The organism is Ruegeria sp. CDSC045, from assembly GCF_059610725.1.
The window spans coordinates 235,303-249,532 of sequence record NZ_JBXWOE010000007.1; the positions used below are offsets into that span (position 1 = coordinate 235,303).

Consider the following 14,230-nt stretch of genomic DNA (forward strand, 5'->3'; position numbering starts at 1 on the left):
CGCTAAGTTATTAGGCCTGCCGTTCCATCTGCTCAAGCATCTTTTGGGCGCGTTTGCACTGAAGCTTGTCGCGCAAGGGGCTGTTAGGGTCCACGTCCTTTTGGCAGACCACACATTTATCCGCACCCGAGATCGCATTCAGGCCACCGCAGCTGCCCTTGATGGTCTTACCCATCAACATTACACCCAGCGACATGCCAACCATGATGATCAGCAGCAGAATGAAGGCCAGAATAAAAGTGCTCATCTCAGCTCAACCCGTCAGTTGGTGCCCAACGCCTCTTTGAACGCTGTGCTGTGTACCGTGATATAGGCATCCTCACCGCCTGTCACATCCCGCGAGATGAAATACACGGCAAGTTTATGCGTCTCGGCAAGTTTCAAACCCTTTTCCTGACCCAAGGCCAACATCGCTGTCGCCCAAGCATCTGCCATCATAGCATTTTCGGCCAGTACCGTGACTGAAGTGGTCCGATGCGTGATCGGGCGGCCAGTAGTTGGGTCAATGATATGCGAATACCGCACACCATCTTGTTCAAAGAAATTCTTGTAGTCGCCCGAGGTCGCCATGCCCAAATCATCAAGCTGTACGATCAACTGCAGATTCTGCGCATCGGCCTGGGGTTTTTCGATCCCGATCCGCCAAGTCTCACCCTTGTCGTTATCGCCTCTTGTGACCAGATCGCCACCGATCTCGACCATATAGTCTTCAATCCCAGCCGTGCGCAGCGTTTCGGCCACGGCGTCGATGCCATACCCCTTGGCAATGGCGGACAGGTTAATGCCGACTCCGGCATCGGCCTTCGCCAAAGTTCCGGCATCGCGATCCAGTTGCAGCAATCTGGCCTGTCCGACCTTGCCCAAAGCCGCCTGGATGTCAGCATCTGCGGGCACCGGATCTTCCGGTTTGCGCGGACCAAAGCCCCACAGCTCGATCAGCGGGCCGAGAGTCACGTCGAATGTACCCCCGGATTTCTCGTGCACATCATTCGCGGCATCAAGCACCAGCGCAAATTCATCCGAAACGGCTACAGGTTCAGTGCTGCCCGAGTCCGAGAAGGTCGAAACCTCGGAATTCGGGTCCCAGTTCGACATCTTTGCGTTAACTTCGGCCAGCGTCTGTTCGACCGCACCCGCCAGCGCTTCTTCATCAACATCGACACCGATGGCCGTGATGTTGAAGGTCGTCCCCATCGTTTCGCCTGACAGGCGTACCACCTCGGGCTCTTTGTCGAACAAGCAGCCGGAAATAAGTGTGGCGACAGCCAGGACTGGCAAGAAACGCATATGGGTCCCTCCTGAGGAAAAGCGTGCCCGGCATATGACAGCGGCCCCAATCAGAGTCAAACCTGCATCAGGCTTTCAGCGGCAGGAAGCCTAGCGCCAACAAACCGATTCCGGCGGGCACCCCGAACAGCCATGCTTTCTTCTGCCATCCTGGAGCCTGCTGTTTCCAGGTCATGCGAAAATTATGGCCACAAACGACAACCGCAAAAAATATCAGCACGGCAACAGGGGGGGTCAGATAAAAGTTGGACAACGGGCCGGATTTCCTTGGTTTTTGGCAGATTTCCCCGGATTGGGCATTTGTACCCTATACAGGTCATATGGCTGCGGTAAGGTGAAAAGCAAAGCAAGAGGAGATTGCCCATGGCCCCAAGCTCTTACCAGCCACCGACACGCGGCGACAAGGCCGCGGCTGCCTCGCATAGCCAGTCGGTTGAATCGAACCTTTCTCATACACAGACAACAGTCGAAAAGCTGCTTGTTGGCAAAGGGGACGCGGTTTTTTCCGTGCGCCCGAAAGACACAATTCATTCGGTGGTGAATATCCTCAAGGAAAAGCGGATCGGCGCTGTGGTGGTGACAGATCAGAATGGTACGCTTCAGGGTATCCTGTCCGAGCGTGATATTGTGCGCCGTATGGCCGATACTCCGGGCCAGACCCTGCCCCAATCTGTCGAAGATCTGATGACCCGCAGCGTACAGACCTGCGCGCCCGAGGATCTGTTGAACGATGTGCTGAAAACCATGACGGAGGGGCGCTTTCGCCACATGCCCGTCCTCAGCGATGGCCATCTTCGTGGCGTGATCACGATCGGTGATGTCGTGCATTTCCGCCTCAAAGAGCTGGAGTATGAAGCCCTTCGCATGAAGCAGATGATCGTCGGTTGACAGCTATTCCGGCTGCTCGTCGGTTGCGATGAACCGGACCTCGCCGGCGCGAACATTAGTGGCGGTCAGCCTGCCACTGAAGAAGGCGCCGGTGTCGATCGAAACAACACCATTCTCAGCGCGGGGCTCTGACGTGATCGTATGACCATGGACAACCCACTGACCATCTTCGCGCATTTGCCGTGAAAAATTTGGGTGGCCCCACAGGCAAACCTGGCGTGTTTGGTCGTCCAAAGCCTTGCCCGGGTCCAGACCTGCGTGCACCACGGTAACGTTTCCGCTGGTCCAGGTCAGGGGACGGTCGTGCAGCCAAGACAGCAAATCATCGCCCATTGCGCGTCGCAATCTGTCAGCCACCGAGACAGCATCCGCACCAACCGTGTCTTCATCCACACCGGTAATTCCAAATGAGGCGAGCGTTTGTAGGCCACCGTTTTGCAGCCAAAGCCTGCCGACCCGTTTTGGGTCATCGGTGAACCGCAACAGCATCTCCTCGTGATTACCCAGCAGGCAAATGAAATCATTGCCTCGGACCCGGCTAAGGTGCCGTAACTGGTGCAGCACCTGGGCGCTGTAATTGCCACGATCAATGTAGTCCCCGACAAAGATTGTGGGGCAATCTGGATCCAGCCTTGCCAGCAAAGTCTGCAACAGATCCAATCGCCCGTGGATATCCCCAACGGCATAAAACCTCTGGTCAGGCGCGATGTCAGAAACTGAATTCTGTGCCGCCTGAGGTTTTTTCCACCTGGTTTTGATCCAATCCCACACCATCGCAATTTCCTACCCTGACTGGCAGGCAACAACAATCCGCAAGTGAATTCGGGTTCCGGATTGCCCCAATGGCGCGGTTTGTGGGAAAATCCCCTTGACCTTGAGGGGCTGAAAGTATCCCTGATGTTTCAAACGGTTTTGGTTTGGGTCGAGGGTTAAATGAAGCGCGTATTAGTCACAGGCACAGCAGGGTTCATCGGTTTTCACCTGGCAAAACTACTACTGGCCGAGGGGTTTCAGGTTCACGGCTACGATGGGATGACGGATTATTACGACGTCTCGCTCAAGCAGCGCCGCCATCAGATGCTCTTGCAATCCCCTGGGTTTTCCGCAACCGAGGATCTTTTGGAAAACTACGAGCAGCTTGCAAAGGTCGCTGAGGAGTTCCAGCCCGAGGTGATCGTGCATCTCGCGGCGCAGGCTGGTGTCCGCTATAGCCTTGAGGACCCGCGCAGCTATATCAATTCCAACGTGGTCGGCACGTTCAACGTCATGGAAATCGCGCGCGAGCATAAGGTAGACCACCTTCTGATGGCTTCGACATCCTCGGTTTATGGCGCCAACGAGGTCATGCCCTTTACTGAGGTCGAAAAGGCCGACACACCGCTGACGATTTACGCCGCAACCAAAAAGGCAAACGAGGCGATGGGCCATTCCTATGCCCATTTGTGGAACCTGCCCACGACCATGTTTCGGTTCTTCACCGTCTATGGAACCTGGGGGCGACCCGATCTTGCGCTCTATAAATTTGTGGACGCCATCCTGGATGACCGCCCGATCGATATCTATAACCACGGCGACATGTATCGGGATTTCACCAATGTCGAAGACCTTGTCCGCGGTATCCGACTGCTGATTGACGTCCCTCCGGTGCGGCCGGACAGCGCAGATGAGATTGAAGAAGGTGACAGCCTGTCGCCGGCGGCGCCCTGGCGCGTGGTGAATATCGGCAATGGCGACAAAGTGCGGCTGATGGATTTTATCGAAGCCATTGAGGAAGCTATCGGCAAGAAAGCCATCCGCAATTACATGCCTATGCAGATGGGTGATGTTCCTGCCACTTGGGCGAATAGTGATCTGCTGCAAAAGCTGACCGGCTATCGTCCGCAGACAAATTTCAAAGATGGAATCGCCCAGTTTGTCGAATGGTTCCGCGACTATCATGGTAAGTGACGCATATGCTTGAAACCGACCCCAATTCCCGAAAGATTGCTGTGATCGGGCTGGGTTATGTCGGCCTGCCCCTGGCCGTGGCCTTCGGCAAAATTGGCGAGGTGATCGGATTTGACATCAATGCGGCGCGGGTCGAGGCACTACGCGCTGGCGTAGATGCAACGCATGAGGTTGAGCCACATGACCTGAGCGCGGCGGGCGGCCTGAAATTCACAACCAACCCCTCGGAGATTGCCGATTGCGATACCTATGTCGTAACCGTCCCCACGCCGATTACCGCAGGTAAGCAGCCTGATTTAGCCCCACTTCTGGCTGCGTCGGAAACAGTTGGCCACGTATTGAAACCCGGTGATTTGGTGATCTACGAATCCACCGTCTATCCCGGCGCAACCGAAGAAGATTGCGTTCCGGTGCTGGAACGCGCCTCGGGCCTGACTTTCAACACGGATTTCTTTGCAGGCTACAGCCCCGAGCGGATCAACCCCGGTGACAAGACCCACCGTATCGCGGACATCTGCAAAGTCACCGCTGGTTCAACTCCGCAGGTCGCTGATCTAGTTGACGCGCTCTATGCCCGGATCATCACCGCTGGAACCTACAAGACCGAAAGCATCCGCGTGGCTGAGGCCGCGAAGGTGATCGAAAACACCCAGCGCGACCTGAATATCGCTCTGGTGAACGAGTTGGCGATGATCTTCGGTCGCATGGGCATCGATACCGAGGCTGTGCTGCGCGCAGCCGGAACCAAGTGGAACTTCCTGCCCTTCCGCCCTGGTCTGGTCGGCGGGCATTGCATCGGCGTGGATCCTTACTACCTGACGCACAAGGCCGAGGCCGTGGGCCATCACCCGCAGATCATCCTTGCAGGGCGGCGCCTGAATGACAGGATGGGCAGCTATGTAGTGTCGCAACTGGTCAAACGTATGACCCGTTGCGGTATCAATGTTGGCGCCGCCCGTGTTCTGGTGATGGGCCTGACGTTCAAGGAAAACTGCCCCGACCTGCGCAACACCCGTGTCGTCGACATTATCGAAGAATTGCAAAGCTATGGCATCAGCGTCGATGTCCACGACCCTCATGCCGACCCCAAAGCTGCGCAAGAAGAATACGACCTGGACCTGATCGACCAACCTGAGCCAGGGCTCTATGACGGGGTGGTCCTGGCCGTCGCGCATGCGGAATATCGGGCACTCGATCCTTTGCAGTTTCGAGCCTATGGCAAAGAAAACAGCGTAGTCTTCGACATCAAATCCTGCCTGCCACGCGAGGCAAGCGACCTGCGCCTGTAATCGAACCAAAGGACCTAAAATAAAACCGGCGCCACAGGGCGCCGGATAACTGATTACCCGCCGAAATCGTCAAGCATGATATCTTCGCGGTCCACACCCAGATCCAGCAGCATGTTGATGACCGACTGGTTCATGATCGGCGGTCCGCACATGTAGAACTCGCAATCCTCGGGTGCGGGGTGGTTCTTGAGGTATTCGTCGAACAGCACGTTATGGATAAAGCCGGTATAGCCTTTCCAGTCATCCTCGGGCTGGGCATCCGACAGGGCGACATGCCATTCGAAATTGTCGAACTCTTCCGCGAGGCTGTCAAAATCCTCGACAAAGAACATCTCTTTCTTGGACCGGGCACCGTACCAGAAGGTGATCTTACGGTCGCGATTCTCAAGCCGTTTGAGCTGATCGAAGATATGGCTGCGCATGGGCGCCATACCAGCACCACCACCGATGAAGACCATCTCTCTTCCGGTCTCGCGGGCGAAGAATTCACCGAATGGACCCGAGATCGTGACCTTGTCACCCGGTTTCAGGTTGAAGATATACGACGACATCTGGCCCGCCGGTATCCCTTCGGAACCCGGCGGCGGTGAGGCAACCCGGACGTTCAGCATGATCATGCCCTTTTCGTCCGGATAGTTGGCCATGGAATAGGCGCGTTCGATGGGTTCGGCAACGACCGAGTCGTATTGCCACAGATTGAAGCGATCCCAATCTTCGCGATATTCCTCCTCGACATCGAAATCAGTGTATTTCAGCGCATGGGCGGGGGCTTCGATCTGGATATAGCCACCAGCGCGGAAATTCACATCCTCACCTTCGGGCAGGTCCAGCGTCAGCGCTTTGATAAAGGTGGCAACGTTTTCGTTCGACCGAACCGTGCATTCCCATTTCTTGACGCCAAAGACCTCTTCGGGGACCTCGATATCCATGTCTTGTTTAACTGCAACCTGACAAGATAGACGGTCGCCACAAGCGGCCTCGCGCTTGGTGATATGGCTTTCTTCGGTCGGCAGGATCGAGCCACCGCCGGAATGGACGCGTACGCGGCATTGTGCGCAGGTCCCGCCGCCGCCACAGGCCGATGGCACGAATAGTTTCTCGGCCGCCAACGTTTGCAGCAGTTTGCCGCCGGCGGGCACGGACACAGTTTTCTCACCATTGATGGTGATGTTGACATTGCCTGTCGACACCAACCGCGACCGGGCGGCCATGATAAGGGCGACAAGCGCCAATACGATCAGCGTGAAAAGAATGACGCCAAGGCTAAAGGTTTCCATTGCCGCCCCCTTACAGTTTCACGCCCGAGAAGGACATGAAGGCCATCGCCATCAGTCCCGCGGTGATAAAGGTGATCCCCAGACCTTGAAGGCCGTCGGGAATGTCCGAGTATTTCAGCTTTTCGCGCACGCCCGCCATTGCAGTTATCGCCAGCGCCCAGCCAAAGCCCGAGGACAGACCATAGGTCGTCGCCTCTGCAAAGTTATAATCCCGCTCGACCATGAACAGCGATCCGCCCAGGATGGCACAGTTCACCGTGATCAAAGGCAGGAAAATCCCCAGCGCGTTGTAGAGCGGCGGAAAATACTTGTCCAAGACCATCTCAAGGATCTGAACCATGGCCGCGATCACACCGATATACGAGATCAGGCCAAGGAAGGTCAGGTCCACATCCGGGAACCCAGCCCAGGCCAGCGCGCCCGGTTTCAGCAGATAGGTCAGCAACAGGTTGTTGGCGGGAACGGTGATCGCCTGCACGACCATGACCGAGATCCCCAGACCCAGAGCGGTCGAGATCTTCTTGGACACGGCGATGAAGGTACACATGCCAAGAAAGAAGCTGAGCGCAAGGTTTTCGACAAAGATGGCCTTTACGGCCAGTGAGATAAGCCCTTCCATCAGTGCGCCTCTACCTGCTGGATTTTGTATTCACGTTCTTCGACCTGGTTCGGCTTCCATGTTCGGAAGGCCCAGATGATCAGGCCGATGATAAAGAACGCCGAAGGTGGCAACAGCAGCATACCGTTAGGTACGTACCAGCCGCCGTTGTTCACGGTCTGCAAGATGGTGACGCCGAACAGCGACCCGGCCCCCAGCAGTTCGCGGATAAAGCCGACGAGCAACAGGATCAGACCATAGCCCATGCCGTTGCCAACACCGTCGATAAAGGACGCGACGGGGGGGTTCTTCATCGCAAACGCCTCGGCGCGGCCCATCACGATACAGTTTGTGATGATCAGCCCGACGAAAACCGACAGGGTCTTTGAAATCTGGAAGGCATAGGCCTTGAGAACCTGATCCACCAGGATCACCAGCGACGCGATGATCACCATCTGAACGATGATCCGGATCGAGCCGGGTATCTGGTTGCGCAGCATCGAGATGAACATCGACGAGAAGGCGGTCACGAAGGTCACCGCCAGCGCCATCACAAAGGCCACCTGCAACGACGAGGTCACGGCCAGTGCGGAACAGATGCCCAGAACCTGCAGCGTGATTGGGTTGTTGTCGACAAGCGGGTCGACCAGCATCTCTTTCTTGGTCTGAGACATCAGAACTCTCCTGCTTGCAGTTTGGCCAGGAACCGGGCGTAGCCCGCGTCACCCATCCAGAATTTCACCAGGTTATCGACACCAACTGAGGTCAGAGTAGCCCCAGCAAGCGCGTCGACATAGAAATCGGGACCGGCGGCGGGTTGCGACTTGGCGACGGTAATCTGCAGCTCGCCTGAATCGTCGCGCAATTTCTTGCCATTCCACAGACCTTTCCATCGCGGGTTGTCCACCTCGGCGCCAAGGCCGGGGGTCTCACCATGCTGATAGAACTGCAGGCCGTAGATGTCGTTGCCGTTATTTTCTAGAGCGATAAAACCATAGAGCGTCGACCACAGGCCATAACCATGCAGCGGCAGGATCACTTTGTCTAAATCGCCCGCATCATCGCGCAACAGATAGATCACTCGGTACTTGGCCTGACGACCAATACCCGCCGGGTCAGTGTCCAATGCTACGCTGAGTTCAGGATCACTTGCAGCAGCCTGGTCATCAAAGGTTGCCGGATCGAACTGATCGTCGACAAATTCGCCGGTGGCAAGCTCGAGCACATGCGGCTCGAACGCAGCGAAGGCTTCGGTCACATCTATGCCCGGCTCGAAGACACCAGCCACCTGCAAAACGTTAACCTGTTTGTCCTTCAGCGCGTTGGCTTCTTGCACCGGGCGCAGGCTGACCGCAGCGGCGGAGACCACCATCGAGGCAACAAGACAGACGGCAACGGCGACGAAGATCGTCTTGCCAACCGAATCCGGCGAGGCGGCCAGAAAGCGAGCCAATGCGCCCTTGGGTTCTTGAGGTTGCGGATCAGACATGGCGACGCGCCCTCCGTTTGATATTGGCCTGCACGACGAAATAGTCGATCAGCGGTGCAAAGACATTGCCGAACAGGATGGCCAGCATCATGCCTTCGGGGAAGGCCGGATTAATCACGCGTATCATCACAACCATCACACCGATCAAGGCGCCATAGATATAGCGGCCCAGGTTGGTGTGGCTGGCGGAAACCGGTTCGGTCACCATGAAGGCCAAGCCAAATGCATACCCACCCAGAACCACATGCCAATACCACGGCATCGCGAACATCGGGTTGGTATCCGACCCGATCAGGTTCAGCAGCAGAGTAAATCCGATGGTCCCGGTCAGACAGCCAACGATCAGGCGGTAATTGGCAATCTTGGTCATCAGCAAGAAGGCCATACCGATCAAGCAGGCCAAGGTCGAGGTCTCGCCAAAGCTGCCCTGAATGGTGCCGTAAAAAGCGCTGGACCATGTGATCCCTTCGGCAGCAAGAGCCTGTACGCCCTCGGCCGCTGACACCGCCAGCGCGGTTGCACCCGAGAACCCGTCAACCGGGGTCCAGACCGAGTCACCCGACATCTGCGCAGGATAAGCGAAGTACAAAAACGCACGACCAACCAACGCGGGGTTAAGGAAGTTCTTGCCGGTGCCGCCAAATACCTCTTTGCCGATAACCACACCGAAGATGATGCCCAAAGCCACCTGCCACAAGGGTGTAGTGGCCGGCATAATCAGCGTGTAAAGCATTGATGTTACGAGGAAACCTTCGTTCACCTCATGACCACGCACGGTGGCAAAGATGACCTCGAATATGCCGCCTGCGACCAGTGTGACGATGTAGATAGGCAGAAAATACATCAACCCGTGCATCACATTTGCAAAGACACTGCTGGGGTCCAGCGAGATACCAAACATCTGCAGCAGAGCGATGCGCCAACCGGCGGCAGAGTCCGGCCCGAGGCTGGCGATAGCCGAGTTGGCCTGATAGCCGGTGTTCCACATCCCCCAAAGGATACAGGGAATGGTCGCGATCACGACATAGGTCATGATCCGCTTCATATCCACGTAAGACCGCGCATGCGGGGCCACAGAGGTCACGGTTTTCGGAGTGTAGATAAAGCTTTCGACCATCTCGTAGATGGGGAAATACTTTTCGTACTTGCCGCCCTTGGTAAAGTTCGGCTCGATCCGATCGAAGAAGCTGCGCAAACCCATTTGGATCAGCCCTCCTTTTCAATCTTGTTCAGGCAGTCGCGCAACGCCAGCCCGTATTCATATTTTGCCGGACAGGCAAAGCCGACAAGGCCCAGATCCTCTTCGTCCAGCTCGAGCGCGCCCAGAGCTTGCGCGGTATCGGTGTCCATCACCAGTAGTGCCCGCAGCAGTTGCGTCGGCAGATAGTCCTGCGGCATCAGCTCTTCGAACGTACCCGTGGGCACCATGGCGCGGCGCCCCCCATTCAGATTCGAGCTGAGCGCGTACAGCTTTTTGGCGAAAGCAGAACCCAGCACCGGCTGAACCGCAAATTTCGAAGGCATCGGGCGGATCCAGCCCATCGGAATCTGGTCGTGGTCCTCACGGATGATGGTCATCTGCCTTGCAAAACGCCCCAGATAAGCCGTTGGGCCATCCGCATGCTGACCAGATAGGATCGAGCCCGAAATGATCCGTGCCGTGCCCTCCACATCAATCTCATCCCGGGTCAGGTCTTCGGTCGACGCTCCCATCACCGTACGGATCAGGCGCGGCTGACGGGCACCCGGGCCAGTCAGGGCGATCACCAGATTAGGGTCCAGATGGCCCGTCTGCATCAGGCGGCCAATCGCGATGACATCCTGATACCCGATGGTCCAGACCTGCTTTTCGCCCGCAAGCGGTTCGAGGAAATGGATGTGGGTTCCGGCCAAACCCGCAGGATGCGGACCAGAGAATGCCGCCGCCTCTACGCCTGGCAGATCGCTACCCGGAACCGAAGCACCGTCCTGCTGGCACAAATAGGTTTTGCCCTCGGACAGCTTGGATACGACTACCAGACCATCCGCAAATGCTTTGCCCGCGTCATTGATGATGAGTTCTGCATCTCCGGCCAGTGGCTCGCTATCCATGGCTGTGACGAAAATCGCTGCTGGCTTGGTGCCCGGAACTGGCATCTTGGAATAGGGACGCGTACGGAAAGCGGTCCACAGCCCCGCGGCGCATAGCTTGGCGGTGACACCCTCGGCGCTGTCCGCATCACCAACACCCGAGAAATCGATACCCGTGTCGTTGGCATCCGCAACCTCGATCACAACGCTTTGCAAAACCCGGCGCGCACCACGGTTGATGGCAACGATCTTACCACTTAGCGGGGCGACCATCATCGCCTCGGGTGCGTCCTTGTGACAGAATAGCGGAGTGCCACGTTGAACGTCATCCCCCTCCTGAACCAGCATTCGCGGTTTCAAGCCAAGGTAATCGCCCCCCAAAACCCCAACAGTCTTGAATTCTGGACCCGGATGGATGGTTTGCTCCGGTGCGCCTTGCACCGGCAGCTCCAACCCTTTTTTCAGTTTGAAAGTTTGCATGTCGCTACGGTCTTCCAAGCCTCTTTACCTGTGCCGGCTGAGCCAACACCTATCTAGTGTCAGACAATAACGCGAGAATTCCAAGCAGTCGTCGCAAAAGCGTCGAATTGCGACTGAAATCCGCGGCCGTCCCTCTGATTGTGGCCCCTTTACGCGGGGATGATACCAAAAGCAAACCTGTAACCGTCAAAATTCCCTCACGGTATTCACTTTCTTGTATCACTTTCGCTGAAATTGCCTGTCGCGCCCCGATCATGTCCGGTGTAAGCACCCTTGATGGAACAAACGAACGATCTGGAAATTTTTCTGGTAGCAACGCCCGGACTAGAGGCGCCGCTGCATGCCGAGGCCACCGAACAGGGATTCGCCGATGCCAAGGTCATTGCTGGTGGCGTGGTTTGTCGGGGCGGGTGGCCCGAAGTCTGGCGTGCCAACCTTTGCCTTCGGGGCGCAAATAAAGTTCTGGTTCGGATTGGCAGCTTTCCCGCTGTCCATCTTGCACAACTGGACAAACGCGCCAGAAAATTTCCGTGGTCAGATTTCCTGCGCCCGGAAGTGCCGGTAAAAGTCGAGGCGACAAGCCGCAAATCGCGCATCTATCATGCGGGTGCCGCGCGCCAAAGGATCGAGCGAGCGCTGGCCGAGACACTGGGGACTCCAATCTCGACAGATGCAGCCCTGCGCGTGCTTTTGCGGATTGAGAAAGACATCTGCACATTCTCGATCGACACCTCCGGAGATCCCCTGCACAAGCGAGGTCACAAGACTTCCGTCGCCAAGGCCCCCATGCGCGAGACAATGGCGGCCATGTTCCTGCGCGAATGTGGCTATCACGGGACCGAACCGGTGCTGGATCCCATGTGCGGGTCGGGCACTTTCGTCATCGAGGCTGCCGAGATCTCGTTGGGCCTGCTTCCCGGTCGCACGCGTAATTTTGCATTCGAAAGCCTAAGGAGTTTTGATCCCGACATCTGGTCCGACATGCGCGCCGGGTCACCCTCCCCTGCCCCCGAGGTTCAGTTCTTCGGCTCCGACAGGAATGCAGGTGCGATCGAGGCCGCAAAAGCTAACGCGGAACAAGCCGGTGTTTCGACCAATACAACATTTCATTGCCACTCCGTCAGCGATCTGAAGCCCCCGCAAGGTGCTGAGGGGTTAGTGATCGTAAACCCCCCTTATGGCACCAGGATAGGCGATGAAAAACGTCTGCGATCCTTGTATGGGAGTTTCGGCAAGGTTCTGATGTCACGCTTCAAAGGCTGGCGCGTTGGCATCGTAACAAGCACCCCATCCCTGGCCCATGCCACACGCCTTCCTTTGCTTCCGGCAGGGCCGGTAGTGGATCACGGCGGCACAAAAATCCGACTTTATCGCACTGACCGCCTGATCTGACATGGGGCTAATCACAGGGATTTTGAGCCTGTCCAAAGCCTGTTACTAATCACAAACCAGACCCAGAATCCCTCTTGCACATCCAAACCCTCAGGTATAAATCACCCGCCACGGTCGGAGTGTAGCTCAGCCTGGTAGAGCACTGTCTTCGGGAGGCAGGGGTCGGAGGTTCGAATCCTCTCACTCCGACCAATAAAGCAAAGTTTCAACTGCAGAGATTTTTTGCTGTTTGACCAATTAACCTACTTTTTCGCACAAATTGGTTTGAGGATTCACTGCATGAATCCTGGGTGATAGCTGTGTGGTATGAGCAGCTTTACCCCCACGAAGTCAAAATGACGAACTGGTTGGCCTACAATGAAGCGTTGAAACGGCTCGGCGCAAGGAATGAGGCCCTGCGAGCCTCTAGAAACCTCTGTCGCGCCATCAGGAAAAGTTCAGACAACGATCATCGCCGGAGGCGCGTCGGGGCAAGATAAATTGTATCAAATTGCAAGGCCGGTCGGAGCCCTTTTGCAGTTGGGACTTTTGAGCGGACATACGCAACGCCCAAGCTGATCGATGAAGTTCTTTTCGAACCTTTACAGAAGTTTCGCCGGTCTATGTGTCGTCCCTCGTGCGGTGAGCCCAAAACAGCAAAAAAGTATGCCAAGTTTTGCTGGCTAACAAATGGCTGTAATGCGGGGCGAAGGTTGGTCCTCAACTTGTCTAAACGCCCCGCGGTGACACTATGGAGCTGGGGAATCCATGCCGCCTTGGTTTTCTGTGGGCACATGGTCGATAAATTGGGCATCCGAATTGATGTTTATTGTATTGTTGGCGGCAACGCCGTCGCTGCTTCCGATCCAGTGGGATGTTCCAACATTCTGCGTCGTTTCAAGCGGCGAGAGGTTTGCTATGAGGTTAACAATCTTCCCGGTAACAGTCGTAGAATCCTGGGATGTTCCCACATTTTGGGCCGCCTCCAACGGGGAAAGGTTTGTTATTCGGTTAACAATTTTGCCGGTAACGGTTGGGAATTCCGTTGTTTCAGGCGTGGCGTTCCGAGACATCCCAGTCTGAGTGATATGGGCGCTATGATGGGCGCCGGTACCCGAGTGTTGGCCCGGCTCTGCCATGGCCGTTCCGGTGGACAGGGCAATCACCAGGGTTGGTGCAACAATGAGCTTTTTGATGATGTTAATACGTTCCATTTTTGATCTCCCTGAGTTGCCGATACATTTCAAACCTAGGAACGCGACAGCTTTGGGTATTGTGAGAAGAGCTCAGTTTTTTGGCATTTTCTTTCAAGTTGCCAAGCCGCGGATAGGTCGACCAACGTAGCTGCATAGAGCTACGCCTATTCGTCGGACCACCCGGCAGGAGATTAAGCTAAGGAAGAGTGGGCTTTGGTTGCCCTGTGTTGGGTCGCTACTGCCTACCTTGTGGCAGCACTTAAACGATTTCTTGGCATGGCTTTTGGACCCTGCTTATTGTTACCTAAACCACAAAACGCCCTGATTTGCAGGGTACT

At 56.1% G+C, this 14,230-nt stretch carries 14 protein-coding genes and 1 tRNA gene; 5 read left to right on the top strand and 10 right to left on the bottom strand.

Annotation, left to right across the window (positions count from 1 at the left end; genetic code table 11):
* Positions 1-10: 10 nt before the first annotated feature.
* The gene (gene nqrM, locus AC2FH6_RS14115) at positions 11-247 is read right to left on the bottom strand and encodes a (Na+)-NQR maturation NqrM (protein ID WP_271948901.1); all 237 of its coding nucleotides are present in this window, start codon (positions 245-247) and stop codon (positions 11-13) included.
* A 14-nt stretch (positions 248-261) separates the two neighbouring features.
* Positions 262-1,287 (bottom strand): FAD:protein FMN transferase, encoded by a 1,026-nt coding sequence (locus tag AC2FH6_RS14120; RefSeq protein WP_281972907.1) that lies wholly within the window; start codon positions 1,285-1,287, stop codon positions 262-264.
* A gap of 363 nt (positions 1,288-1,650) precedes the next feature.
* On the opposite strand from AC2FH6_RS14120, the gene AC2FH6_RS14125 reads away from it, so the two are divergent.
* On the top strand, positions 1,651-2,175 hold the full coding sequence (locus tag AC2FH6_RS14125) for a CBS domain-containing protein (RefSeq protein WP_142636370.1): 525 nt from the start codon (positions 1,651-1,653) through the stop codon (positions 2,173-2,175).
* Between the two features lie 3 nt (positions 2,176-2,178).
* On the opposite strand, the gene AC2FH6_RS14130 is transcribed toward AC2FH6_RS14125, so the two are convergent.
* Positions 2,179-2,949, bottom strand: coding sequence for a metallophosphoesterase family protein (locus AC2FH6_RS14130; RefSeq protein WP_281972906.1), 771 nt, complete (start codon positions 2,947-2,949; stop codon positions 2,179-2,181).
* A gap of 159 nt (positions 2,950-3,108) precedes the next feature.
* On the opposite strand from AC2FH6_RS14130, the gene AC2FH6_RS14135 reads away from it, so the two are divergent.
* Positions 3,109-4,122 carry a GDP-mannose 4,6-dehydratase gene (locus AC2FH6_RS14135; protein WP_281995105.1) on the top strand — a complete coding sequence of 338 codons (1,014 nt, stop codon included), beginning with the start codon at positions 3,109-3,111 and terminating at the stop codon, positions 4,120-4,122.
* 5 nt (positions 4,123-4,127) lie between these two features.
* Positions 4,128-5,411, top strand: a complete 1,284-nt coding sequence (tviB, locus tag AC2FH6_RS14140; protein WP_496703225.1) for a Vi polysaccharide biosynthesis UDP-N-acetylglucosamine C-6 dehydrogenase TviB — start codon at positions 4,128-4,130, stop codon at positions 5,409-5,411.
* A 53-nt stretch (positions 5,412-5,464) separates the two neighbouring features.
* Here the strand turns inward: tviB and nqrF are convergent, their stop codons facing one another.
* Genes nqrF through AC2FH6_RS14170 form a run of 6 tightly spaced genes read right to left on the bottom strand, consistent with a single transcriptional unit; the run spans position 5,465 to position 11,325 of the window.
* Entirely contained in the window at positions 5,465-6,688 is a 1,224-nt protein-coding gene (nqrF, locus tag AC2FH6_RS14145) for an NADH:ubiquinone reductase (Na(+)-transporting) subunit F (protein WP_282021772.1), read from the bottom strand.
* Between the two features lie 10 nt (positions 6,689-6,698).
* Complete coding sequence (gene nqrE / locus AC2FH6_RS14150; protein ID WP_142636377.1) at positions 6,699-7,307, bottom strand: NADH:ubiquinone reductase (Na(+)-transporting) subunit E; 609 nt, start codon at positions 7,305-7,307, stop codon at positions 6,699-6,701.
* Positions 7,307-7,960 carry an NADH:ubiquinone reductase (Na(+)-transporting) subunit D gene (locus tag AC2FH6_RS14155; RefSeq protein WP_496701840.1) on the bottom strand — a complete coding sequence of 218 codons (654 nt, stop codon included), beginning with the start codon at positions 7,958-7,960 and terminating at the stop codon, positions 7,307-7,309. Before AC2FH6_RS14155 ends, nqrE begins: the two co-directional genes overlap by 1 nt.
* Complete coding sequence (locus tag AC2FH6_RS14160) at positions 7,960-8,775, bottom strand: Na(+)-translocating NADH-quinone reductase subunit C (RefSeq protein WP_271948921.1); 816 nt, start codon at positions 8,773-8,775, stop codon at positions 7,960-7,962. Before AC2FH6_RS14160 ends, AC2FH6_RS14155 begins: the two co-directional genes overlap by 1 nt.
* The gene (locus AC2FH6_RS14165; RefSeq protein WP_496701836.1) at positions 8,768-9,976 is read right to left on the bottom strand and encodes an NADH:ubiquinone reductase (Na(+)-transporting) subunit B; all 1,209 of its coding nucleotides are present in this window, start codon (positions 9,974-9,976) and stop codon (positions 8,768-8,770) included. The genes AC2FH6_RS14160 and AC2FH6_RS14165 overlap by 8 nt, the downstream gene beginning before the upstream one ends.
* Positions 9,977-9,981: 5 nt before the next feature.
* Positions 9,982-11,325 (bottom strand): Na(+)-translocating NADH-quinone reductase subunit A, encoded by a 1,344-nt coding sequence (locus tag AC2FH6_RS14170; RefSeq protein WP_496703228.1) that lies wholly within the window; start codon positions 11,323-11,325, stop codon positions 9,982-9,984.
* 276 nt (positions 11,326-11,601) lie between these two features.
* Between AC2FH6_RS14170 and AC2FH6_RS14175 the strand changes: the two genes are divergently transcribed.
* Together AC2FH6_RS14175 and AC2FH6_RS14180 are read left to right on the top strand one after the other, a co-directional pair.
* Positions 11,602-12,717 (top strand): THUMP domain-containing class I SAM-dependent RNA methyltransferase, encoded by a 1,116-nt coding sequence (locus tag AC2FH6_RS14175; RefSeq protein WP_496701835.1) that lies wholly within the window; start codon positions 11,602-11,604, stop codon positions 12,715-12,717.
* A gap of 115 nt (positions 12,718-12,832) precedes the next feature.
* A tRNA-Pro gene (locus tag AC2FH6_RS14180) sits at positions 12,833-12,909 on the top strand.
* Between the two features lie 536 nt (positions 12,910-13,445).
* Here the strand turns inward: AC2FH6_RS14180 and AC2FH6_RS14185 are convergent.
* Positions 13,446-13,910: a hypothetical protein gene (locus AC2FH6_RS14185; RefSeq protein ID WP_496701821.1), complete on the bottom strand. Its 465-nt coding sequence runs from the start codon at positions 13,908-13,910 to the stop codon at positions 13,446-13,448.
* Positions 13,911-14,230: the final 320 nt, after the last annotated feature.